The 21,648-nt window shown below is 51.3% G+C and carries 23 protein-coding genes; 18 read left to right on the top strand and 5 right to left on the bottom strand.

The window, feature by feature from the left end; translation table 11 throughout:
* Positions 1-31: 31 nt before the first annotated feature.
* The 3 genes from ACLHV9_RS23130 to ACLHV9_RS23120 all read left to right on the top strand — a co-directional run bounded on the left by ACLHV9_RS23130 (position 32) and on the right by ACLHV9_RS23120 (position 3,284).
* Positions 32-472 (top strand): DUF411 domain-containing protein, encoded by a 441-nt coding sequence (locus tag ACLHV9_RS23130; protein WP_000758225.1) that lies wholly within the window; start codon positions 32-34, stop codon positions 470-472.
* Between the two features lie 126 nt (positions 473-598).
* Complete coding sequence (gene silP / locus ACLHV9_RS23125; protein WP_001353604.1) at positions 599-3,046, top strand: Ag(+)-translocating P-type ATPase SilP; 2,448 nt, start codon at positions 599-601, stop codon at positions 3,044-3,046.
* 40 nt (positions 3,047-3,086) lie between these two features.
* Positions 3,087-3,284 carry a DUF2933 domain-containing protein gene (locus tag ACLHV9_RS23120; RefSeq protein WP_000843494.1) on the top strand — a complete coding sequence of 66 codons (198 nt, stop codon included), beginning with the start codon at positions 3,087-3,089 and terminating at the stop codon, positions 3,282-3,284.
* 33 nt (positions 3,285-3,317) lie between these two features.
* On the opposite strand, the gene ACLHV9_RS23115 is transcribed toward ACLHV9_RS23120, so the two are convergent.
* Together ACLHV9_RS23115 and ACLHV9_RS23110 are read right to left on the bottom strand one after the other, a co-directional pair.
* Positions 3,318-4,055 (bottom strand): peptidoglycan DD-metalloendopeptidase family protein, encoded by a 738-nt coding sequence (locus tag ACLHV9_RS23115; RefSeq protein ID WP_000287501.1) that lies wholly within the window; start codon positions 4,053-4,055, stop codon positions 3,318-3,320.
* A 288-nt stretch (positions 4,056-4,343) separates the two neighbouring features.
* Positions 4,344-4,793, bottom strand: a complete 450-nt coding sequence (locus ACLHV9_RS23110; RefSeq protein ID WP_001023257.1) for a copper resistance protein — start codon at positions 4,791-4,793, stop codon at positions 4,344-4,346.
* Positions 4,794-5,027: 234 nt separating this feature from the next.
* Between ACLHV9_RS23110 and pcoA the strand changes: the two genes are divergently transcribed.
* From pcoA to ACLHV9_RS23050, 12 genes are all read left to right on the top strand, one after another.
* On the top strand, positions 5,028-6,845 hold the full coding sequence (gene pcoA / locus ACLHV9_RS23105; protein WP_407221113.1) for a multicopper oxidase PcoA: 1,818 nt from the start codon (positions 5,028-5,030) through the stop codon (positions 6,843-6,845).
* Between the two features lie 5 nt (positions 6,846-6,850).
* Positions 6,851-7,741, top strand: a complete 891-nt coding sequence (gene pcoB, locus ACLHV9_RS23100; protein ID WP_001378118.1) for a copper resistance outer membrane transporter PcoB — start codon at positions 6,851-6,853, stop codon at positions 7,739-7,741.
* 39 nt (positions 7,742-7,780) lie between these two features.
* Entirely contained in the window at positions 7,781-8,161 is a 381-nt protein-coding gene (pcoC, locus tag ACLHV9_RS23095) for a copper resistance system metallochaperone PcoC (protein WP_000025662.1), read from the top strand.
* Positions 8,162-8,216: 55 nt separating this feature from the next.
* Positions 8,217-9,095, top strand: a complete 879-nt coding sequence (pcoD, locus tag ACLHV9_RS23090) for a copper resistance inner membrane protein PcoD (protein WP_229692861.1) — start codon at positions 8,217-8,219, stop codon at positions 9,093-9,095.
* 54 nt (positions 9,096-9,149) lie between these two features.
* On the top strand, positions 9,150-9,830 hold the full coding sequence (pcoR, locus tag ACLHV9_RS23085) for a copper response regulator transcription factor PcoR (protein ID WP_001188930.1): 681 nt from the start codon (positions 9,150-9,152) through the stop codon (positions 9,828-9,830).
* On the top strand, positions 9,827-11,227 hold the full coding sequence (gene pcoS, locus ACLHV9_RS23080) for a copper resistance membrane spanning protein PcoS (protein ID WP_001211180.1): 1,401 nt from the start codon (positions 9,827-9,829) through the stop codon (positions 11,225-11,227). The genes pcoR and pcoS overlap by 4 nt, the downstream gene beginning before the upstream one ends.
* Before the next feature lie 217 nt (positions 11,228-11,444).
* Positions 11,445-11,879, top strand: coding sequence for a copper resistance system metallochaperone PcoE (gene pcoE, locus ACLHV9_RS23075; protein WP_000723069.1), 435 nt, complete (start codon positions 11,445-11,447; stop codon positions 11,877-11,879).
* Positions 11,880-12,120: 241 nt separating this feature from the next.
* Entirely contained in the window at positions 12,121-12,501 is a 381-nt protein-coding gene (gene tnpA, locus ACLHV9_RS23070) for an IS66-like element accessory protein TnpA (RefSeq protein WP_032939119.1), read from the top strand.
* The gene (gene tnpB, locus ACLHV9_RS23065; protein WP_003843771.1) at positions 12,498-12,845 is read left to right on the top strand and encodes an IS66 family insertion sequence element accessory protein TnpB; all 348 of its coding nucleotides are present in this window, start codon (positions 12,498-12,500) and stop codon (positions 12,843-12,845) included. Before tnpA ends, tnpB begins: the two co-directional genes overlap by 4 nt.
* A gap of 49 nt (positions 12,846-12,894) precedes the next feature.
* Entirely contained in the window at positions 12,895-14,433 is a 1,539-nt protein-coding gene (tnpC, locus tag ACLHV9_RS23060) for an IS66 family transposase (RefSeq protein WP_003843773.1), read from the top strand.
* Between the two features lie 340 nt (positions 14,434-14,773).
* Entirely contained in the window at positions 14,774-15,172 is a 399-nt protein-coding gene (locus ACLHV9_RS23055) for a potassium channel family protein (protein ID WP_028018066.1), read from the top strand.
* A gap of 68 nt (positions 15,173-15,240) precedes the next feature.
* A complete protein-coding gene (locus ACLHV9_RS23050) occupies positions 15,241-16,266 on the top strand; it encodes a TerC/Alx family metal homeostasis membrane protein (protein ID WP_028018065.1) in 1,026 nt (341 codons plus the stop codon).
* 44 nt (positions 16,267-16,310) lie between these two features.
* Here ACLHV9_RS23050 and ACLHV9_RS23045 read toward each other — a convergent pair whose 3' ends face one another.
* The gene (locus ACLHV9_RS23045; protein ID WP_028018064.1) at positions 16,311-16,970 is read right to left on the bottom strand and encodes an HAD family hydrolase; all 660 of its coding nucleotides are present in this window, start codon (positions 16,968-16,970) and stop codon (positions 16,311-16,313) included.
* Between the two features lie 239 nt (positions 16,971-17,209).
* On the opposite strand from ACLHV9_RS23045, the gene ACLHV9_RS23040 reads away from it, so the two are divergent.
* The gene (locus ACLHV9_RS23040; protein ID WP_049005363.1) at positions 17,210-17,737 is read left to right on the top strand and encodes an NlpC/P60 family protein; all 528 of its coding nucleotides are present in this window, start codon (positions 17,210-17,212) and stop codon (positions 17,735-17,737) included.
* A gap of 5 nt (positions 17,738-17,742) precedes the next feature.
* Here the strand turns inward: ACLHV9_RS23040 and ACLHV9_RS23035 are convergent, their stop codons facing one another.
* Together ACLHV9_RS23035 and ACLHV9_RS23030 are read right to left on the bottom strand one after the other, a co-directional pair.
* On the bottom strand, positions 17,743-18,537 hold the full coding sequence (locus ACLHV9_RS23035; RefSeq protein WP_028018062.1) for an SDR family NAD(P)-dependent oxidoreductase: 795 nt from the start codon (positions 18,535-18,537) through the stop codon (positions 17,743-17,745).
* Between the two features lie 32 nt (positions 18,538-18,569).
* Positions 18,570-19,451 carry a LysR family transcriptional regulator gene (locus ACLHV9_RS23030; protein WP_407221112.1) on the bottom strand — a complete coding sequence of 294 codons (882 nt, stop codon included), beginning with the start codon at positions 19,449-19,451 and terminating at the stop codon, positions 18,570-18,572.
* A gap of 99 nt (positions 19,452-19,550) precedes the next feature.
* Here ACLHV9_RS23030 and ACLHV9_RS23025 point away from each other — a divergent pair, with 99 nt between their 5' ends.
* Complete coding sequence (locus tag ACLHV9_RS23025) at positions 19,551-20,057, top strand: phenolic acid decarboxylase (protein WP_028018060.1); 507 nt, start codon at positions 19,551-19,553, stop codon at positions 20,055-20,057.
* A gap of 450 nt (positions 20,058-20,507) precedes the next feature.
* Positions 20,508-21,647 carry a UDP-4-amino-4-deoxy-L-arabinose aminotransferase gene (arnB, locus tag ACLHV9_RS23020; RefSeq protein ID WP_028018059.1) on the top strand — a complete coding sequence of 380 codons (1,140 nt, stop codon included), beginning with the start codon at positions 20,508-20,510 and terminating at the stop codon, positions 21,645-21,647.
* Position 21,648 lies beyond the last annotated feature (1 nt).

Genomic DNA, 21,648 nt, shown 5'->3' with positions numbered 1-21,648 from the left:
GGGTTTAAATCGATAATATACAGAGGTGAGTATGAAAAAAGTGGTTCTGATGGCGCTGGCTCTCGGCCTTTCACTGCCCGCGATGGCGAGTGAAAAAGTGATTGATATGTACAAATCTGAAAACTGTGGCTGTTGTTCCCTGTGGGGCAAGGCGATGGAAAAAGACGGGTTTGAAGTACGAACTCACGTCATGAATGATCAGGCGCTGTCAGCCCTGAAAGAAAAGCATGCTATTCCTGCAGGACTGCGAAGTTGTCATTCCGCGGTTGCCGGTAATTTGATCATTGAAGGCCATGTGCCTGCGACAACGATACATAAGGCAATGCAGTCTGGTTCAGGTATATACGGTCTCGCCACCCCCGGTATGCCAGCAGGAAGTCCTGGAATGGAGATGGGAGCCCGAAAAGAGGCTTACGATGTTATCGCATTCTCACCGGATGGAAGTAAAAAAGTCTTCCAGCGAATCGAATAGTCAGCGGAACGGCTGATAACGGGACGCCGGTAGCAGGCACTCCTGTGCCGGCGATATTCGTGGTAATCGCATCCATGACATACCCTGAAGACAGAAGATGCTTCGGTATGCATAAGGAGAGTTACTGTGAAAAATGACAATGCAGTGCAACACAACAACCAGACTGCTTCTGAGCAGACATTATCCCCGGACGAGGGCCACGTATTGCATAAGGTGAGAGATCCCGTGTGCGGGATGGCCATCCTGCCCGACAGGGCGCACAGCAGCATTCGATACCAGGACCATCAACTTTATTTCTGCTCCGCCAGCTGTGAGAGTAAATTTAAAGCCCATCCCGATCGTTATCTTACCGAAGATGCCAGTGAACATTCCCATCACCATCACCACGATCATCACGAAGTCAGCCCTGATCAGATAAAACAGCCTCACCACCAGGCGGAAAAAGAGAATTCTGAAGGTGTGTGGACATGTCCGATGCACCCGGAGATACGCCGCAGTGGTCCCGGAAGCTGTCCTGTCTGTGGAATGGCACTGGAGCCGCTCGTAGCTACGGCATCCACGGGGCCGAGTGATGAACTTCACGACATGACAAGACGCTTCTGGCTGGGGTTGTTGCTGGCGTTTCCGGTTCTGGTACTCGAAATGGGATCTCATCTGTTTCCCGAGTTGAGGAATACAGTACCGCCACAGTACAACACATGGCTGCAGCTGCTTCTGGCCTCCCCTGTCGTGTTGTGGTGTGGCTGGCCATTCTTCGCCCGGGCCGGAATGTCGTTACGTAACCGCTCCCTGAATATGTTTACCCTTGTTGCAATGGGGACCGGCGTAGCCTGGGTTTACAGCGTCATTGCAACCGTCTTCCCCTCCTGGTTTCCTGCATCGTTCAGAAACATGGATGGCCTGGTGGCCGTTTATTTTGAAGCCGCAGCAGTTATTACGGTGCTTGTTCTGCTGGGACAGGTTCTTGAGCTGCGGGCACGGGAACAAACCTCAGGCGCCATTACTGCGCTTCTGAACCTTGCCCCCAAAACCGCCAGACGGCTGGATCATGACGGTCATGAAACGGATATTAATGCGGAAGATGTCCTGCCTGGCGATAAGCTCCGCATCAGACCTGGAGAGAGTATTCCGGTCGACGGTATCGTGATCGAAGGCAAAACAACCGTTGATGAATCGATGGTGACCGGGGAATCTATGCCGGTTACCAAAACGGAGGGTGACCCTGTCATCGGGGGGACCATTAATCAGACAGGGAGTCTCATCATCCGTGCAGAGAAAGTCGGTGATGAAACAATGCTCTCACGAATTGTTCAGATGGTCGCTGATGCACAGCGTTCGCGTGCCCCCATCCAGAGAATGGCTGACAGCGTTTCAGGCTGGTTTGTTCCTCTGGTGATACTTATCGCGGTTGTTGCTTTCGTGATCTGGTCTGTCTGGGGGCCCGAGCCCAGGATGGCGCACGGTCTCATTGCGGCTGTGTCGGTCCTGATTATTGCCTGTCCCTGCGCGCTGGGGCTGGCCACGCCGATGTCGATAATGGTGGGGGTGGGCAAAGGAGCCCAGGCCGGGGTGTTAATCAGGAATGCCGAAGCCCTTGAGCGTCTTGAAAAAGTGGACACGCTGGTTGTCGACAAAACAGGCACGCTCACGGAAGGTTCGCCTACGGTGACAGGGATTATCAGTCTCAATCCGGGTGGGGAAACATCTCTTTTGCGTGTAACAGCCGCAGTGGAAAAAGGCTCGCAGCATCCGCTGGGTATGGCAGTAGTTAAAGCAGCACAGGAAAAGGGGATCGCAATACCCGCAGTCACTCATTTCGATGCACCGTCGGGTAAAGGTGTCTCAGGCGATGTCGAAGGTCAACGGGTTGTTATTGGTAATGAACTGGCTATGCAGGAAAACAGTATAGTTATTGATAATCAAAAGGCCGTTGCGGATACGTTGCGGATGGAAGGCGCTACCGTTATCTATGTGGCCACAGACGGGGACCTTGCAGGCCTGATAGCTATCTCGGATCCCGTGAAAACAACCACGCCGGATGCGCTTAAAGCTTTGCGTCAGGCGGGGATCCGCATCGTTATGCTCACCGGGGATAACCAGCTTACTGCTGAAGCAGTCGCACGGAAACTGGGAATAGATGAGGTTGAAGCCGGAATTCTGCCGGATGGCAAAAAAGCAGTGATAACCCGACTGAAAGAGTCTGGCCATGTGGTTGCGATGGCCGGAGACGGTGTGAATGATGCCCCGGCGCTGGCAGCGGCTGACGTGGGTATAGCCATGGGAACGGGTACAGATGTGGCAATTGAAAGTGCCGGAGTCACCCTTCTCAAAGGCGACTTGATGATACTGAACAGGGCCCGTCATCTGTCAGAGATCACCATGAAAAATATCCGTCAGAATCTGTTTTTTGCATTTATCTACAACGCACTTGGCGTGCCTGTGGCTGCAGGTCTGCTTTATCCTGTGTATGGAATACTGCTGTCGCCAGTTATTGCGGCGGCGGCCATGGCTCTTTCCTCCGTCAGCGTCATTGTGAATGCGTTGCGTCTGAAAAGTGTCAGGCTCGGGAAATAACACTGAGTGAAGGGTCAGTTACGAACAGAAGGAGTCCAGTATGAAAAGTACCACCTATGCGCTTATTGCTGTCGCCGCGATCGCGGCATTTGCCCTCCTGCGCGAACACTGGTCACATGTGGCAGGTTACTGGCCATATCTGTTATTGCTGGTCTGCCCGCTAATGCATCTTTTCCACGGCCACGGAGGGCATGGAGATCATCAACATCACGGAAGTGAAAACGATAAAAAAAATTAATCCGGCAGACGGGGCCGCGTCGCGGTCCCGTTATCAGTCCAGGTATCGTTCGTAGTCTCTGGCATGCGCAAAGGCATGCTGTTCGAGTTTGTTATCAGCGGGTGCCGCTGCCCGGAACGCCAGAGAGTTAACAGGGTTGTTATTGATGACCAGCTCGTAATGCAGATGAGGACCGGATGAACGTCCGCTGTTACCGGATAACGCAATAGCACCTCCCCGTGTAACCCTGGCCCCTTTAGTAACGAGTATTTTATTGAGGTGGAGATAGCGAGTTTTAACACCGGCTTTTCCCGTTACTTCAACAAAATATCCCATGGTACTGTTGTATTCGGCCCGGGTGATTTTTCCGTCGATGACGCTGACTATTTTCGTGTTCATGGGCATGGAATAATCAATGCCATTATGGGGACTCACTTTTCCCGATACCGGGTTAAGTCTTGCAGGATTGAAAGGCGAACTGAGTCTTGCTGTGGCCGGTAACGGATAATCGAGACTGCCTTTCCCGGAAGTATCGGAAAGGTTATAGAACTTTTTATCTGATATACGATACGCCGTGTAATTAAATGAACCGGACGTAAATTTATAGGCCACGACACGTGATTTTCCCGCTTTCTTTTGCAGTACGAGTTTTAATGATTCATTTTTTTTCAAATGCCGCAGATTAAACCGGGAAGGCAAGGAGCGCTGAAGAGTAGCGATCTCGTTCGATTCCAGCCCCGAGCGGGTGGCTGAAAGGTAGGCATTTTCTTTTACGACATCGGTAGAATACATTTACTGGAATTCGCCGTTAGCATGAACACTGCGGCGTATGCTAGGGGTTTTCAGGAGGCGTGTCATCTGTCAGTTAATCGGGAGCACCGTTGATGGTCGTCATTTTTGTAACATATCTTGTTTCCCGTTTGCTCCTGAAGCTCTGGGAACTGTATGACCAGCCCGACGGTGATGATTAACGGGACTGAAACAGGTTACGGCAGAGCAATATGGGGCTCATGTCCTGCTACGTAACCCGTCAGTAAAGCCCTGCTGCGCACCTGACGCTAAGCACTAACCCGCCTGCAGTTACCTGGTCGAATACAGCCCGCGAAGCTTTCTTGCCTGCGTCTGATGTGCTTCCGCACCGGCATTATTGACCTGCTCATGCACGAGAGCGGCTTTTTCTCCGGCATTCAGTTCGTTAAAAGAAGAAGACGAGGTCTTTGAATTTGCATCACTGCCGGACAGCATTTTTTTATGTTCCTCAATCATTTTCTGATGCGCATAGGACGCGCTGTTGTTCATAAATGAATGAGCAACAATGGCCCTTTCATGTTCATTCATTTCAGAGAATGAGGGCGTGTTGTTTTTATTAACCCTGTCCGGTAAGTTTTCATGCGTCGAGGAATTCACATGACTGACGGCTGAGGCATTATTAACAAATCGATGTGCTTCATGGGCAATATCACTGGACTGAGCAAAAGCTGCCCCACAAAATAAAGCTGTAAACGCAGTGGTCGTGATTAATATATTCATGTGTAATTACCTTCTGAGGTACATAAAAGATGTCCTTATGATCATATATAAAAATAATCAACCTGTGGGGAAGATGACGTAAATGTAATACAGCTATGTACATTACACGATTGTAATGAATTTGTTTCTTAAGGTGTGCTAGATTCATTTCATTGTAAGTGGATGAACCAGTAATTTAATTTAAATCGGTTCTCGAATTCTGTCAGTAACCATACTTTAAATAAGGGAATGCGCATGCTGTTGAAAACGTCTCGACGAACTTTCCTGAAGGGGTTAACCCTCTCTGGCGTAGCCGGAAGTCTTGGCGTATGGAGTTTCAATGCGCGTTCCAGTCTGAGCCTGCCAGTTGCCGCATCCCTGCAGGGTACTCAGTTTGACCTGACCATTGGTGAAACGGCCGTCAATATCACGGGCAGTGAGCGTCAGGCCAAAACAATCAATGGAGGCCTGCCGGGGCCCGTTCTTCGCTGGAAAGAAGGTGACACCATTACCCTGAAGGTCAAAAACCGTCTTAATGAACAGACGTCCATTCACTGGCACGGCATTATTCTTCCGGCCAATATGGATGGTGTTCCGGGGCTGAGTTTTATGGGCATAGAGCCTGATGATACCTACGTTTACACCTTTAAGGTTAAGCAGAACGGGACTTACTGGTACCACAGCCATTCCGGTCTGCAGGAACAGGAGGGGGTATACGGTGCCATTATCATCGATGCCGGGGAGCCAGAACCGTTTACTTACGATCGTGAGCATGTGGTCATGTTGTCTGACTGGACCGATGAAAATCCTCACAGCCTGCTGAAAAAATTAAAAAAACAGTCGGATTACTACAATTTCAATAAACCAACCGTTGGCTCTTTTTTCCGCGACGTGAATACCAGGGGGCTGTCAGCCACCATTGCCGATCGGAAAATGTGGGCTGAAATGAAAATGAATCCGACTGACCTCGCGGATGTCAGTGGCTACACCTACACCTATCTCATGAACGGGCAGGCCCCGCTGAAAAACTGGACCGGACTGTTCCGTCCCGGTGAAAAGATACGCTTACGGTTTATCAACGGCTCGGCAATGACCTATTTCGATATCCGTATCCCCGGGCTGAAAATGACGGTCGTGGCTGCAGATGGCCAGTATGTAAACCCGGTTACCGTTGACGAATTCAGGATTGCCGTTGCCGAAACCTATGATGTCATTGTGGAGCCTCAGGGTGAGGCCTATACCATCTTCGCACAATCCATGGACAGGACCGGTTACGCTCGAGGGACACTGGCCACGAGAGAGGGGTTAAGTGCTGCCGTTCCCCCCCTCGATCCCCGTCCTCTGTTGACCATGGAAGATATGGGTATGGGGGGAATGGGACATGATATGGCAGGAATGGACCACAGCCAGATGGGAGGCATGGATAACAGCGGAGAGATGATGTCTATGGAAGGTGCTGACCTTCCGGATAGCGGGACATCCTCCGCGCCCATGGATCACAGCAGCATGGCCGGTATGGATCATTCCCGGATGGCCGGAATGCCGGGTATGCAAAGTCATCCTGCGTCAGAAACGGATAACCCACTGGTTGATATGCAGGCGATGAGCGTCTCTCCGAAGTTAAATGATCCGGGTATTGGTCTTCGAAATAACGGAAGAAAGGTTCTCACGTACGCGGATTTGAAAAGCCGCTTTGAGGATCCTGACGGACGTGAACCTGGCCGTACCATAGAACTGCATTTAACCGGCCACATGGAAAAGTTTGCCTGGTCATTTAACGGAATCAAGTTTTCAGATGCCGCACCGGTGCTGCTGAAATACGGTGAGCGGCTCAGGATCACGCTGATCAACGATACCATGATGACTCACCCCATTCACCTGCATGGTATGTGGAGCGATCTGGAAGATGAAAACGGTAATTTCATGGTTCGTAAACACACAATAGATGTTCCCCCTGGTACAAAACGCAGTTACAGAGTGACAGCAGATGCGCTTGGCCGCTGGGCGTATCACTGCCATTTGCTCTATCACATGGAAATGGGAATGTTTCGTGAAGTCCGGGTGGAGGAATGATGCGAATGAAGAGAAATTTGAAGGCCATACCTGTTCTGGTCGCCGGTTTGTTTACCTCACAGCTTTCTATTGCGGCGGGCTCCGTCTCTGCAGATCCCCACGCCGGGCACGACATGTCTGCCATGCAGATGCCAGCAGATGAGAATTTCACTGAGATGACGTCAATGGAGCCCATTGTAACTGAGAGCAGAACGCCAATTCCGCCTGTTACCGATGCCGACCGGAAGGCTGCATTCGGCAATTTACAGGGGCATGCGATTCACGACAGTGCGATTAATTATCTGGTTCTGCTGGATCAACTGGAATGGCAACGGTCGGATAACACCAACAATTTCAGCTGGAGTGTTAACAGCTGGATTGGAGGCGACACAGATCGGATTTGGCTAAAGAGTGAAGGTGAACGAAGCAATGGGGAAACGGAGGCGGCTGAAGCGCAGTTACTCTGGGGACATGCGGTTGGCCCATGGTGGGATTTGGTTGCGGGTGTCAGGCAGGATTTCAGACCTGCTTCTGCCCGGACCTGGGCTGCTGTCGGTTTTCAGGGGCTGGCACTCTATAATTTTGAGTCTGAAATTACGGGTTTTGTCAGTAATGGCGGAAAAGCAGCCCTTCGTCTGGGAGGAGAATACGACGTTTTACTGACTAACCGGCTCATACTCCAGCCATCCTATGAGGTGAATTTCTACAGTCAGGATGATGAATCGCGGGGTCGCGGCAGGGGACTGACTGACACAGAGCTGGGGCTCCGGCTGCGCTATGAAATACGCCGTGAGTTTGCACCCTATATAGGCGTTTCCTGGAATCAACTTTACGGGAAAACATCCGATATGGCGAAAAGAGAAGGTGAGAAAGACCATCAGGTAGTATTCCTGGCGGGAGCCAGAATCTGGTTTTAACGCACTGATATAAAACACTCAACTAAACAGGTAAATAAAATGTCGATTTTAAATAAAGCCATTCTTACAGGTGGCCTCGTTATGGGCGTTGCTTTCTCTGCTATGGCCCATCCGGAATTAAAAAGCTCTGTGCCACAGGCTGATTCAGCCGTAGCGGCCCCGGAAAAGATTCAGCTTAATTTCTCGGAAAATCTGACCGTGAAATTCTCAGGTGCAAAATTAACGATGACGGGTATGAAAGGCATGTCATCACATTCTCCGATGCCGGTCGCGGCAAAAGTGGCGCCAGGCGCTGACCCTAAATCGATGGTCATTATTCCGCGAGAGCCTTTACCCGCTGGCACTTATCGTGTTGACTGGCGCGCGGTTTCTTCAGATACGCACCCTATTACCGGTAATTACACCTTTACAGTGAAGTAATATTATGAACGACCTGATTATGATTGTTATTCGTTTTCTTCTTTATCTGGATTTGATGGTAATATTTGGATTGCCATTTTTTCAGATATATGGAATAAGCGGTGTCAGACATGAAACCTATAACCTGACTAATTTCAGGTCGTTTATAACTTTTGCTGTTGTTACAGGCATCATTCTTACTGGCATTAATATGCTCCTGGTATCTAATGCCATGAGTGGAGTAACTGACCTCAGAGAATTATCCATCCATGTTATCGAGATGGTGATAGAAGAAACTGATGTGGGTATTAGCTGGATTGTCAGGCTCTGTGCCCTGTTTACCACACTCGGTGCTTTGTTCCTTTACACTAATAAGAGAGTATTGTCCTGCCTGCTGATGACGATGAGTGGGGGCGTGGCGCTGGCTACACTTGCCTGGGGAGGACACGCCGTTATGCATGACGGTCTGCATTACTATCTCCATTTACTGAGCGATCTGACCCATCTCGGCGCTGCAGGTGCCTGGACAGGTGCTCTGGTTGCATTTGCTATCCTGCTGATGCGCAGAAACGAGCATAATGCACAGAGCGTCATTGTGATATCTGACTCCCTGGCAAAATTTGCCACGGCAGGAACGGTGATTGTTGTAGCCCTGATCCTGAGTGCGCTGGTCAACTATCTGTATATTGCTGAGGGTAACTTAACTCCCTTATTCAACAGTTCCTGGGGGAGGATATTGCTTGCCAAGACGGCTCTGTTTGTTCTGATGCTTCTTCTGGCTGCAGCAAACCGGTTTCACCTGGGTCCCCGGCTTGAAGTTATGGTCAGGGAAGGGAATTATGATCGCAGCGTTGCCCTGATGCGAAACAGCATCCTGACAGAATTCGTTGTTGCGATTATCATTCTGGGCGCCGTAGCGTGGCTCGGAATGCTTGCTCCGTCTCAGGTCAGCTAGGGGACAGCCAAAGCTCATGCGTGAGATTTTTACTTTCATATCAGCGAGTTGACCATGCAGCGTATTTTAATCGTTGAAGACGAACAAAAAACAGGTCGTTACCTGCAGCAGGGACTGGTTGAGGAAGGCTATCAGGCCGATCTCTTTAATAATGGCCGCGATGGTCTCGGGGCCGCGTCGAAGGGACAGTATGATTTGATAATACTGGACGTGATGCTGCCTTTCCTCGACGGGTGGCAAATCATCAGCGCACTGAGGGAGTCCGGGCACGAAGAACCGGTCCTGTTTTTAACCGCAAAGGACAACGTGCGGGACAAAGTGAAAGGACTGGAGCTTGGCGCAGATGACTACCTGATTAAGCCCTTTGATTTTACGGAGCTGGTTGCACGTGTAAGAACCCTACTGCGCCGGGCACGCTCGCAGGCCGCAACAGTCTGCACCATCGCCGATATGACCGTTGATATGGTGCGCCGGACCGTGATCCGTTCGGGGAAGAAGATCCATCTCACCGGTAAAGAATACGTTCTGCTTGAGTTGCTGCTGCAACGCACCGGAGAAGTGTTACCCAGGAGTCTTATCTCGTCCCTGGTCTGGAACATGAATTTTGACAGTGATACGAATGTGATTGATGTCGCCGTGAGACGTCTGAGAAGTAAAATTGATGATGACTTTGAGCCAAAACTGATCCATACCGTTCGCGGTGCCGGATATGTCCTGGAGATCAGAGAAGAGTGAGGTTCAAAATTTCCCTGACCACACGCCTGAGCCTGATTTTTTCTGCGGTGATGCTTACGGTATGGTGGTTATCAAGTTTTATCCTGATTAGCACCCTTAATGGCTATTTCGATAATCAGGACCGCGATTTTCTGACAGGTAAACTTCAGCTCACCGAAGAGTTTCTTAAAACAGAGACGTTCAGGAACAAAACGGATATTAAGTCATTATCAGAAAAAATAAACGATGCGATGGTGGGGCACAATGGCTTATTCATTTCTATAAAAAACATGGAAAATGAAAAAATTGTTGAACTCTATGCCAAAAATTCTGTTGTTCCAGCGGTCCTGCTTAATAAGTCGGGTGATATTCTCGACTATATGATCCAGACGGAAGAAAATAACACCGTGTACCGCAGTATCTCGCGGCGGGTTGCCGTGACGCCGGAACAGGGTAAAAGCAAACATGTCATCATTACGGTTGCCACGGATACTGGGTATCACACCCTGTTTATGGACAAACTCAGTACCTGGCTGTTCTGGTTCAATATCGGTCTGGTCTTTATTTCTGTTTTTCTGGGCTGGCTGACCACACGTATTGGTCTGAAACCGCTACGGGAAATGACCAGTCTGGCTTCCTCCATGACCGTACACAGCCTGGATCAGCGTCTAAATCCCGATCTGGCTCCGCCGGAAATCTCTGAGACCATGCAGGAGTTCAATAATATGTTTGATCGCCTGGAGGGGGCATTCCGGAAACTGTCAGATTTCTCGTCTGACATCGCGCATGAGCTGCGCACACCAGTCAGTAATCTGATGATGCAGACGCAGTTTGCACTGGCTAAGGAAAGGGATGTTTCGCATTACCGCGAAATTTTATTCGCTAACCTGGAAGAACTGAAAAGGTTGTCACGAATGACCAGTGACATGCTTTTTCTGGCACGTTCAGAGCATGGTCTGCTGCGGCTGGATAAACATGATGTGGATCTGGCAGCCGAACTGAATGAATTACGTGAGTTGTTCGAGCCCCTGGCAGACGAAACAGGAAAGACAATCACGGTTGAAGGAGAGGGCGTTGTTGCCGGAGACAGCGATATGCTCCGACGTGCTTTCAGTAACCTGCTTTCCAATGCAATCAAGTATTCTCCCGATAACACCTGTACAGCGATACACCTTGAGCGTGACAGTGACTGTGTGAACGTGATGATTACGAATACGATGTCCGGCCAGGTTCCCGCTAATCTGGAACGTTTGTTTGACCGGTTCTATCGCGCAGACTCATCAAGGTTCTACAACACGGAAGGCGCGGGGCTGGGATTATCAATTACAAGGTCGATCATTCATGCTCACGGCGGCGAGCTGTCAGCAGAACAGCAGGGGCGTGAAATTGTGTTCAAAGTGCGCCTGTTAATGGATTAATCCCGTTGTTCAGGAGAAACCTGGAAGGTGACAAAATTGTCATCATTCAGTCACGCGATAAACAGAGGCGGTTTTTTATAATTATTCATAAATCAGGAGCAGCGTGATAACACAATCACCTGGTTCCTGGAGTGATGATTAACCCGCCCTGAGATCAACTGCTTTCTCTGTTATAAGCCATTGATTGTTTGGGTATGTAAACACCGGAGACCCAACCATGAAAAAGATTCTCGTATCATTTGTTGCCATTATGGCTGCCGCTTCATCTGCCATGGCTGCAGAGACAATGAACATGCATGACCAGGTAAATAATGCACAGGCACCTGCCCACCAGATGCAGTCATCTGCTGAAAAAAGTGCAATTCAGGGAGACAGCATGACAATGATGGATATGAGCAGTCACGATCAGGCCGCAATGTCCCATGACATGATGCAAAACAGCAATTCTGCTGCCCACCAGGACATGGCTGAAATGCATAAAAAAATGATGAAAGCTAAACCCGGAGCTACCAACGAAACAGCAAAGTCATTTTCTGAAATGAGCGAGCATGAGAAGGCCGCAGCTGTACATGAGAAGGCGAATAATGGTCAGTCTTCCGTTGTTCACCAGCAGCAGGCTGATAAGCATCGCAGTCAGATCACCCAGAATTAACCCGCAGCTCCACTTGTTAGACCCTCATTTGACGCCGAAGTCACTGGCTTACGCTCCCGTCCGGGAGCGTTTTTTTTCCCATATATCAAACTTTAACTCTGAAGAGGTGGAAGTATCTGACCAACACTGTCACGTAACGCCAGATAACTGTAAGCGTACAGCGTGAACCGTCTGGTCATAATCCGAAGCATCCGACAAAGTGGTGTCCACCAAATAAGTAGTGGGAACCAAAGTGTCAGATATGCAGAAAAATGTGACTCCCGGCAGGCGAAAAGGCTGCCCTAATTATTCTCCTGAGTTTAAGCAACAACTCGTTGCTGCCTCCTGCGAACCAGGAACATCCATCTCAAAACTGGCGCTTGAAAATGGCATTAACGCCAATCTGCTGTTCAAATGGCGCCAACAATGGCGCGAGGGAAAGCTGCTATTACCTTCTTCAGAGAACCCGCAGCTACTTCCTGTGACTCTCGATGCCGCTGACGTACAGCCAGAGCCGCCCACTGAGAGCCCGGAAGCCCTCAGTATCAGCTGTGAGATAACGTTCCGGCACGGGACGCTCCGCCTCAACGGCACTGTCAGCGAAAAGTTCCTGGCTCTGCTGATACAGGAGCTGAAGCGATGATCCCGTTACCAACAGGTACCAAAATCTGGCTGGTTGCCGGTACCACTGATATGAGAAATGGCTTCAACGGTCTTGCCGCAAAAGTACAGACGGCGCTGAAAGACGATCCGATGTCCGGCCACGTCTTCATCTTCCGGGGTCGCAGCGGCAACCAGGTCAAACTGCTGTGGTCCACCGGCGACGGGCTGTGCCTGCTGACCAAACGGCTGGAGCGTGGTCGCTTCGCCTGGCCCTCTGCCCGTGATGGCAAAGTGTTCCTGACCCCGGCCCAGCTGGCGATGCTGATGGAAGGCATCGACTGGCGACAACCTAAACGGTTGCTGACATCTCTGACCATGTTGTAGGCCTCTTTATCCTGGTTGTTGCTGAATAAGCCTGGTAAAATACGGGCTTATGAACGACACCTCTTCTGACGAAATCCTTCTGCTGAAACAGCGGCTTGCCGAACAGGAAGCGCTGAACCGCGCCCTGCTGGAAAAGCTGGCCGACCGTGAGCGCGAAATAGACCACCTGCAGGCGCAGCTGGATAAACTCCGCCGGATGAACTTCGGCAGCCGTTCCGAAAAAGTATCCCGTCGTATCGCACAGATGGAAGCTGACCTGAAGGTGCTTCAGAAAGAAAGCGATACGCTGACCGGTCGTGTGGATGACCCGGAAGTGCAGCGCTCGCTGCGTCAGACCCGCACCCGCAGACCGTTCCCCGAATCACTCCCGCGTGATGAAAAGCGTATGCTTCCGGCAGAATCCTGTTGCCCGGAGTGCGGTGGTTCGCTGAGTTACCTGGGTGAAGATGCCGCCGAACAGCTGGAGCTGATGCGCAGCGCCTTCCGGGTTATCCGGACAGTACGTGAAAAACATGCCTGTACTCAGTGCGATGCGATCGTGCAGGCAGCGGCGCCTTCACGGCCCATTGAGCGGGGTATCGCCGGCCCGGGGTTGCTGGCCCGCGTGCTGACCTCAAAGTATGCAGAGCACACACCACTGTACCGCCAGTCTGAAATATACGGCCGCCAGGGCGTGGAACTGAGTCGCTCACTGCTGTCGGGCTGGGTGGATGCATGCTGCCGGCTACTGTCGCCGCTGGAAGAGGCGCTTCAGGACTATGTCCTGATGGGTGGCAAACTCCACGCCGATGACACGCCCGTCCCGGTACTGTTACCAGGTAATAAAAAGACGAAGACCGGGCGGTTGTGGACGTACGTTCGCGACGACCGCAACGCCGGGTCAGCGCTGGCGCCGGCCGTGTGGTTCGCTTACAGCCCGGACAGAAAAGGCATCCATCCGCAGAGCCATCTTGCGGGCTTCAGCGGTGTTCTGCAGGCGGATGCGTACGCCGGGTTCAACGAGCTGTACCGCAATGGACAGATAACTGAAGCAGCCTGCTGGGCTCACGCCCGCCGCAAGATCCATGATGTGCACGTTCGTACTCCATCAGTGCTGACGGAGGAAGCCCTGAAACGGATAGGCGAACTGTATGCTATCGAGGCTGAAATACGGGGAATGCCGGCAGAGCAGCGTCTTGGTGAGCGTCAGCAGAAAGCTAAACCGCGACTGAAATCCCTGGAAAGCTGGCTGCGTGAAAAGATGAAAACGCTGTCGCGACACTCAGAGCTGGCGAAGGCGTTCGCGTACGCACTGAACCAGTGGCCAGCACTGACGTACTATGCAGACGATGGCTGGGCTGAAGCCGATAACAATATCGCTGAAAATGCGCTGCGGACGGTCAGCCTGGGCCGCAAAAACTTCTTGTTCTTCGGCTCTGACCACGGTGGTGAGCGCGGAGCACTGCTGTACAGCCTGATCGGGACGTGCAAACTGAACGGCGTGGAGCCAGAGAGGTATCTCTGTCATGTGCTCAACGTCATAGCTGACTGGCCGGTCAATCAGGTCAGCGAACTGTTACCCTGGCGAATAACCCTGCCAACTGAATAACCCGTTCCCGTCAATACGGTTCTCGCTGTACGCTTACAGATAACTACAAAAACACCTTTTTCCTCCTGTAAATTGCAGTTCCTGCAAGAACATCAAGGCATAATGTTGGAACAGCGTGTGATACACACTTAGCATCATGTTTTGTATGTGTTTTTTTAAAACTTTACAACTTTAAAGTCTTTTTCAGGTTAAAGGATACAACTTTAATGTCTCTACACAGCAGAGAAATAATCACGCCCCGCAATTATTGCACCAACTTTTTCTCTCCATTCAACTAAGCTTCGACCAGATGCCCCGCAGTGTTCGCGGGGCCATACTCCTTTTGGTCAGAGCACACGTCATGCAGATACTCAGCATTATTATTTTGCTTACCCTAACCGTGGTGATCCATTCACTGTGGATGTTTATCGTTCTCAAATTCATTAAGTTAGAAGTCGATTCTGCGGTACGTATTGTTTTACGTAATGTTGGCATCGTTATCTCCATGATTTTCGCCCATCTTCTTGAAGCCGGGCTATTTGCGGCGTTTTATTTCGTCATTGATGCATTTAATGACTGGAACACCAGTTTCTACTTTTCACTGGTCAGTTATGCCACTGTCGGGTACGGCGACGTCACGTTACCCGAGAACTGGCGGCTCATCGGCGGTGTGGAAGGGCTCGTGGGCGCGCTAATGGTGGGCTGGTCTGTGGCGGTTCTGGTGGCGGTACTGCAGCGTTTGCGTGGCATGAGCGCCTGAACGACGGGTGTGCTAAAGTAACGATCTTTTTCTGTTACTGGCTTATGTCAGTTTGTATGGTGTTGTGTATGTCTGCTGCTCATCTCGGTTTCCCGACGGAAACCGTTGTTGTCTTTGTTGTGATGGCCGTAGGGGCGATGTTTATCGACCTCTTTATGCACCGTCACGATAAACCGATCTCGCTCAAAAGTGCCGCCATGTGGTCCCTGTTCTGGGTCATGATGGCAATGGCGTTCGCCGGATTCCTGTATGTTCACCACGGCGCCGAGATGGCAAGTCTGTTCCTCACGGGTTACGCGCTTGAAGAGGTGCTTTCTGTCGATAACCTGTTTGTAATGATGGCCATTTTTGCCTGGTTTGGTGTGCCGGATAAGTATCGTCACCGCGTACTTTACTGGGGCGTGCTCGGCGCGATTGTATTCCGTGGCATCTTTGTGGCTATTGGGACAAGCCTGCTGAGTCTGGGGCCTTACGTCGAAGTGATTTTCGCGCTGGTCGTTGGCTGGACAGCGGTGATGATGCTCAAACGCAATGAAGAGAGTGACGAAGTGGAAGATTACTCTGGTCATCTCGCTTATCGCCTGGTGAAACGTTTCTATCCTGTCTGGCCGAAAATCAGCAGCAATGCCTTTATTCTGACCCAGAAAGAGGTCGATGCTGAACTTGAAAAACCGGAAAACCAGGACGTGATGGTTGGACGCGTGAAGAAGGCGAAGCGCTACGCAACACCACTGCTGCTCTGCGTGGCGGTTGTGGAGCTTTCTGACGTGATGTTCGCGTTTGACTCGGTCCCGGCGATTATTGCCGTGAGTCGCGAACCGCTGATTATCTATAGCGCCATGATGTTCGCCATTCTCGGCCTGCGTACGCTCTATTTCGTACTGGAAGCGCTGAAACAGTATCTGGTGCACCTTGAGAAAGCCGTGGTGTTGTTACTGTTCTTCGTGGCCTTCAAGCTGGGTCTGAATGCAACCGACCACTTCTGGCATCATGGTTACAGCATTGGCGCGACGGCCAGCCTGTTTGTGGTATTAGGCGTGCTGGCGCTGGGCATTATTGCGAGTGTGATGTTCCCTGGGAAACGTGAGGCCTGATGCACCGCTTTTCACCCTCGCCCCGTGGGGAGAGGGTGAAAAGGCTATTTAATCGGTGAATTCCGACGCTTACGCGGGTGATGGAAATGCCGCCAGTGTGGATCCTGCGCGGCTGCCAGCAGTTCGTGATCGCCGCGAGTGTCTCCCCAGGCGCGCAGGTGATACGCGTTGAGATCGCCATACACCTTTTCCAGCCTTGCCACTTTCTGAGCACAGCGGCAGTTATTGCCCGTGATACGTCCTGTCAGCTTACCGTTTTTCACTTCCAGCTGTGTGCCAATCAGCTTAATGCCGAGTTTGTCAGCCCACGGCTGTAGCACCAGGGCAGGAGAAGCGGAACAGATTGTCACTTCCGCGCCGGAGTTCACCTCTGCAGCGACGGCCAGCACGCCAGCCGGACGCATCAGCTTATCCCAGTATTTTTCGCAAAAGGCTTCCGCCTGCTGGCGTAACCAGTGTTCATCCACGCCTGTCAGGAACGTTTTAATCAGCACTTCTTTCAGCTCATCGCGCGTCAGCTTGCGGCGCACGCAGTGGAGCGTTGGCAGCGCCATACGCACCAGACGGCCCGCGAAGTAACGTTTACCAAAGGCAAAACGCAGGAAAGGGATAAAGCTGTCGTGGTGCGTTAATGTTCCATCAAAGTCAAAGACAGAGAGCACGTTGGATTTTGCCACCGTCTCGTCGGCAATCATATTGGTCATAAATACGTCTTAGCTGAAATACACATTCTGTTGATTAGTTTACCTGCTTTACCTGGACAGTCCTTACATCACAACCATTTTTTTATCGATCTTGCGATCTGAAAGTGAGTCCATTTTTGGCCTCGATAAAGATTGGTTAAAAAATGCCCTGTCTATATTATCGCCGCATTGAAAGACTTTTCGGGGGAACATTGGCCCCCACAGGTAAGGAATAATTCACTCTCAGATCCTTTTTTGATATGACGTTCAGATCGCTTATTTCAATCCTCACGTTAAGTTTTGCTTCATTTTCCGCATTCAGTTTTGAGCTGCCTGCATCCATGATCTCGATGAACAGCGCATTTGCAGTATCGCCAGCGAAATCGGCTCTGTTTCACCACGAAACAGGCCCGCTACGCTCGCGCATCCTCGATCAATACCAGAAGTGGAAGGGGACCCAGTATCAGTGGGGCGGAACCACGCATCGCGGGGTGGATTGCTCGGCACTGATGCAACATCTGTTCAGCGATGCGGTACACCTTAATTTACCGCGCACGACGAGCGAACAGATCCATCGCGGCGTGCAGGTGGCGCAATATCGCCTGAAGGCAGGAGACCTGGTGTTCTTCCAGACGGGACCGAACCGCAAGCACGTAGGCGTTTATATTGGCAATAGCCAGTTTATTCATGCTTCAAGTAGCCAGGGGGTAACGGTCTCAACCCTGACGGACGACTACTGGCAAGAGCACTACATTACTGCCCGTCGGGTCGCGGGCAGTGCAGCCTGACGATATCAAATGATGTCATCCACGACGCCGCCATCGACGCGCAATGCCGCGCCCGAGGTGGCGGAGGCCTGGGTCGAACAGACATAAATCACCATATTGGCCACCTCTTCAACCGTGGCCGCGCGCTGGATAACCGAGCTGGGGCGGTTGGCCATCACAAACTCTTTCGCCAGCTGTTCCAGCGACTTACCGGTTTTTTCGATTTCATCCTTCATCATTTCGGCGAAACCATCAGACATCGTCGGTCCTGGCAATACGCTGTTGACCGTCACACCACTTCCCGCCACGAACTTCGCGAGGCCGCGTGCGAGCGAAAGCTGCGCCGTTTTGGTCACGCCGTAGTGGATCATATCCGCCGGGATATTGCAGGCCGACTCGGAGGAAATAAACACAACGCGTCCCCAGCCTTTCTGCACCATGCCCGGCAGCAAGGCTCGGGAGAGGCGTACGCCGGACATCACGTTGGTCTGCCAGTAACGCTCCCAGGTGCCATCGTCGGTGGCATAGAAATCCTGCGGTCCGTAAATTCCGGCGTTGTTGACCAGGATATCAACGTGGCCCGCGACCTTCACAAGCGACTCGACCCCTTCTGCCGTACTGAGATCGGCGATCGCGGCACGCACCTGCACGCCTGGCACTACCTGCTGAAGCTGTTGAATACCTTTATTCACCGATTCCGTGCTGCGGCCATTGACGATTACTTCCGCACCACTTTCCGCCAGACCTCTGGCAATAGCGAACCCGATCCCGCCGGTTGAGGCCGTCACCAGCGCCACTTTCCCCGCAAAGTCGATTTTCATCATCCACTCCTTATCGTTTTAACGTTCGGACCTTAAAGCGTAGCAGGTGGTGATGATGGCTCATGGCTAAAAAGGTGCACCAGCGTCTCAACCTGCTCATCAAGCGGGGTGAGGGAGCGTTTAACAATCAGGTGAAGCGGCGTTGCTCTGCGCGCGCCGTGGCTCAGCGGCAGACGTTTCAGTACACCTTGATCCAGCTGGGGCTGGATGCGTTCTTCTGGCAGCCAGCCGTAGCCAACCTGAGAGACAACGGCTTCAATGGCGGCATCAATGGTGGAAAACGTCCACGACTCGCCGGCAGCGCGCGCGGTAGTCTGGTTGTCCGCAATCTGGATGAGCGGCCACGGGCGCAGCATGTCATCGTTAAGCGGTACGTCGAGGGTGAAAAGGGGATGCTGATGATGCGCCACGGCGACAAAGTCGATATTCATCAGCCATTCGCCGAGCCCTGTCATGTCCTGGCGGCGCGTCAGAACCATGATATCGGCTTCGTCATTTATGGCATCGGCACGGGACGTTTCAAGCACTTCGGTGAGGCGTACGTGGGTTTGTGGATACTGCTGCTGGAACTGACGCAGAATGGCGAACAGGCGGCGACGCGGGAAAACCGTGTCTACGACCAGATCCAACCGTGTGCGCATCCCGTTGCGAAGGGTACCTGCGCGCGTCTCAACATACGAAAACGCTTTCAGCAACGGTTTCACCTGGTTGAGAAGAAGTTCTCCGGCTGGGGTTAGCACCGCTCGTCGTCCTTCCGGCGCCAGCAGCGCCACGCCCAGCCTCTCCTGCAACAACGCCAGGTTATAGCTGACGGAGGACTGGCTGCGATGGGTTTCTTCCGCTGCTTTGGCAAAGCTACCGGCCTCAACCACTTTCACCAGTAAAGACCATTGTTCCAGCGTCGTCTTGTGCATGATATATCTAAATTTTGGATGAGTTTGATTAAAACATAGCGTTATTCATCCATTTTTTGAAGGGGTACGATCGTCTCATCAAAACAAAGGAGACATCTTATGAACACCTTCGACAAACACGACTTAAGCGGCTTCGTTGGCAAACACCTTGTTTATACCTATGACAATGGCTGGAACTACGAGATTTACGTAAAAAATGAGACCACCCTTGATTACCGTATTCATAGCGGTCTTGTGGCAAACCGTTGGGTAAAAGATCAGCAGGCCTATATCGTACGGGTAGGGGAGAGTATCTATAAAATTTCCTGGACAGAGCCAACCGGGACGGATGTGAGCCTGATTGTAAACCTGGGCGATAAACTGTTTCACGGTACCATCTTCTTCCCGCGCTGGGTCATGAACAATCCGGAAAAAACCGTCTGCTTCCAGAACGATCATATTCCTCTTATGAATAGCTATCGCGATGCAGGTCCGGCCTATCCAACTGAAGTGATTGATGAGTTTGCTACGATCACCTTTGTACGCGATTGCGGTGCGGATAATGAAAGCGTTATTGCCTGCGCAGCCAGTGAATTACCAAATGATTTTCCTGCTAATCTTAACTAAGCGCGACAGTTGATTCCGCGACAATTCATATTAATAAAAAGTTCCCGGAGGACGGTCTATTTCCGCCGAAACCGCCGGGATTTTAATTTTGGTTGAGTATTCATTTACTTTTCTTATAATCTCAATGTAAAAGAAATGAAATATTGTCGTAAGTGTTGTGAGGCTTCCCACAAAAACGTGAAAAATTTAACATGACAGCTATCTTGCTGTTGTAAAAAGACTTCTTGTCATTCTTAATGTGCTGTCCCCCTTCTGCTTCTCACCTGTCTTAATTTTTTCCTAAGAAAACACCGCTACTTTGTTTCAGTTGATGGTTTGTTGACATAACTGTTATAGCGACTTAATTTTATTTGGTCTTTATTTAATAACCATCTTGCATGATCCCATTGAGCTGCCCATTACGACAGCGCAGTAAAAGATGACGCCTTTAATACAGCAAGGAAATTAATAATGAGTGATTTTCTGCCTTTTTCGCGACCGTCGATGGGCGCTGAGGAAATTGCGGCGCTTCAGGACGTTTTGATGTCGGGCTGGATCACCACGGGGCCTAAGAATCAGGAACTTGAAGAGGCATTCTGTCAACTTACCGGGAACCAGCATGCAATTGCCGTTTGTTCTGCAACAGCAGGAATGCATGTCACGCTGATGGCGCTGGATATTGGCCCGGGCGATGAAGTCATTACCCCCTCCCAGACCTGGGTCTCCACTCTGAATATGATCGTTTTACTGGGCGCAACGCCGGTAATGATTGATGTGGACAAAGATACCTTGATGGTGACACCCGAAGCGGTTGAAGCTGCCATCACCCCGCGTACCAAAGCGATTATCCCCGTTCATTATGCCGGCGCACCATGTGAAATCGACGCCATCCACGCCATTGGTGAACGCCACGGTATTCCGGTGATTGAAGATGCGGCTCATGCAGCCGGTACTTACTATAAAGACCGTCATGTCGGCTGGAAGGGAACGGCGATTTTCTCTTTCCACGCCATTAAAAATATGACCTGTGCAGAAGGCGGTCTCGTGGTGACGGATAACGCGCAACTTGCTGCGCGGATCCGCAGCCTGAAATTCCACGGTCTGGGTGTTGACGCGTATGACCGCCAGACGCACGGTCGTGCGCCGCAGGCAGAAGTGATTTCCCCGGGCTATAAATACAACCTGGCGGATATCAACGCCGCGCTGGCGCTGGTGCAGTTGGGCAAACTGAAGGAAGCCAACAAACGACGCCAGGAAATTGCTGAACGCTACCTGCGGGAGCTTGCCGATACGCCGTTCCAGCCGCTCACCATTCCGTCATGGCCGCATGTGCACGCCTGGCACCTGTTTATCATTCGCGTTGATGAAGCGCGCTGCGGGATTTCACGCGACAACCTGATGGCAGCGCTGAAAGAGAAAGGCATCGGTACTGGCCTGCACTTCCGCGCGGCGCATACGCAAAAATACTACCGCGAGCGTTTTCCTGATGTATCGCTCCCGAATTCAGAATGGAATAGCGCGCGTATTTGTTCTCTCCCTCTTTTCCCGGACATGACTCATGACGACACAACCCGCGTCATTACCGCGCTCCATCAGCTTGCAGGAAATTGAT

Source organism: Enterobacter sp. CPE_E890, assembly GCF_046521475.1.
GTDB classification, from domain to species: Bacteria; Pseudomonadota; Gammaproteobacteria; order Enterobacterales; family Enterobacteriaceae; genus Enterobacter; species Enterobacter adelaidei.
Note: the sequence above shows the minus strand (reverse complement) of the source record. Positions and strands in the feature narration are given on the sequence as shown.

Bases quoted from the DNA above. Each gene is read 5' to 3' on its own strand.
- tnpC (WP_003843773.1), top strand. From the start codon at position 12,895: ATGAACGACACCTCTTCTGACGAAATCCTTCTGCTGAAACAGCGGCTT.
- ACLHV9_RS23040 (WP_049005363.1), top strand. From the start codon at position 17,210: ATGACGTTCAGATCGCTTATTTCAATCCTCACGTTAAGTTTTGCTTCA.
- ACLHV9_RS23050 (WP_028018065.1), top strand. From the start codon at position 15,241: ATGTCTGCTGCTCATCTCGGTTTCCCGACGGAAACCGTTGTTGTCTTT.
- pcoB (WP_001378118.1), top strand. From the start codon at position 6,851: ATGAAGAGAAATTTGAAGGCCATACCTGTTCTGGTCGCCGGTTTGTTT.
- ACLHV9_RS23115 (WP_000287501.1), bottom strand. From the start codon at position 4,055: ATGTATTCTACCGATGTCGTAAAAGAAAATGCCTACCTTTCAGCCACC.
- ACLHV9_RS23045 (WP_028018064.1), bottom strand. From the start codon at position 16,970: ATGACCAATATGATTGCCGACGAGACGGTGGCAAAATCCAACGTGCTC.
- ACLHV9_RS23055 (WP_028018066.1), top strand. From the start codon at position 14,774: ATGCAGATACTCAGCATTATTATTTTGCTTACCCTAACCGTGGTGATC.
- ACLHV9_RS23130 (WP_000758225.1), top strand. From the start codon at position 32: ATGAAAAAAGTGGTTCTGATGGCGCTGGCTCTCGGCCTTTCACTGCCC.
- pcoD (WP_229692861.1), top strand. From the start codon at position 8,217: ATGGTAATATTTGGATTGCCATTTTTTCAGATATATGGAATAAGCGGT.
- ACLHV9_RS23120 (WP_000843494.1), top strand. From the start codon at position 3,087: ATGAAAAGTACCACCTATGCGCTTATTGCTGTCGCCGCGATCGCGGCA.
- pcoE (WP_000723069.1), top strand. From the start codon at position 11,445: ATGAAAAAGATTCTCGTATCATTTGTTGCCATTATGGCTGCCGCTTCA.
- tnpA (WP_032939119.1), top strand. From the start codon at position 12,121: ATGCAGAAAAATGTGACTCCCGGCAGGCGAAAAGGCTGCCCTAATTAT.
- ACLHV9_RS23030 (WP_407221112.1), bottom strand. From the start codon at position 19,451: ATGCACAAGACGACGCTGGAACAATGGTCTTTACTGGTGAAAGTGGTT.
- ACLHV9_RS23025 (WP_028018060.1), top strand. From the start codon at position 19,551: ATGAACACCTTCGACAAACACGACTTAAGCGGCTTCGTTGGCAAACAC.
- ACLHV9_RS23110 (WP_001023257.1), bottom strand. From the start codon at position 4,793: ATGAATATATTAATCACGACCACTGCGTTTACAGCTTTATTTTGTGGG.
- ACLHV9_RS23035 (WP_028018062.1), bottom strand. From the start codon at position 18,537: ATGAAAATCGACTTTGCGGGGAAAGTGGCGCTGGTGACGGCCTCAACC.
- pcoR (WP_001188930.1), top strand. From the start codon at position 9,150: ATGCAGCGTATTTTAATCGTTGAAGACGAACAAAAAACAGGTCGTTAC.
- pcoC (WP_000025662.1), top strand. From the start codon at position 7,781: ATGTCGATTTTAAATAAAGCCATTCTTACAGGTGGCCTCGTTATGGGC.
- tnpB (WP_003843771.1), top strand. From the start codon at position 12,498: ATGATCCCGTTACCAACAGGTACCAAAATCTGGCTGGTTGCCGGTACC.
- pcoA (WP_407221113.1), top strand. From the start codon at position 5,028: ATGCTGTTGAAAACGTCTCGACGAACTTTCCTGAAGGGGTTAACCCTC.
- arnB (WP_028018059.1), top strand. From the start codon at position 20,508: ATGAGTGATTTTCTGCCTTTTTCGCGACCGTCGATGGGCGCTGAGGAA.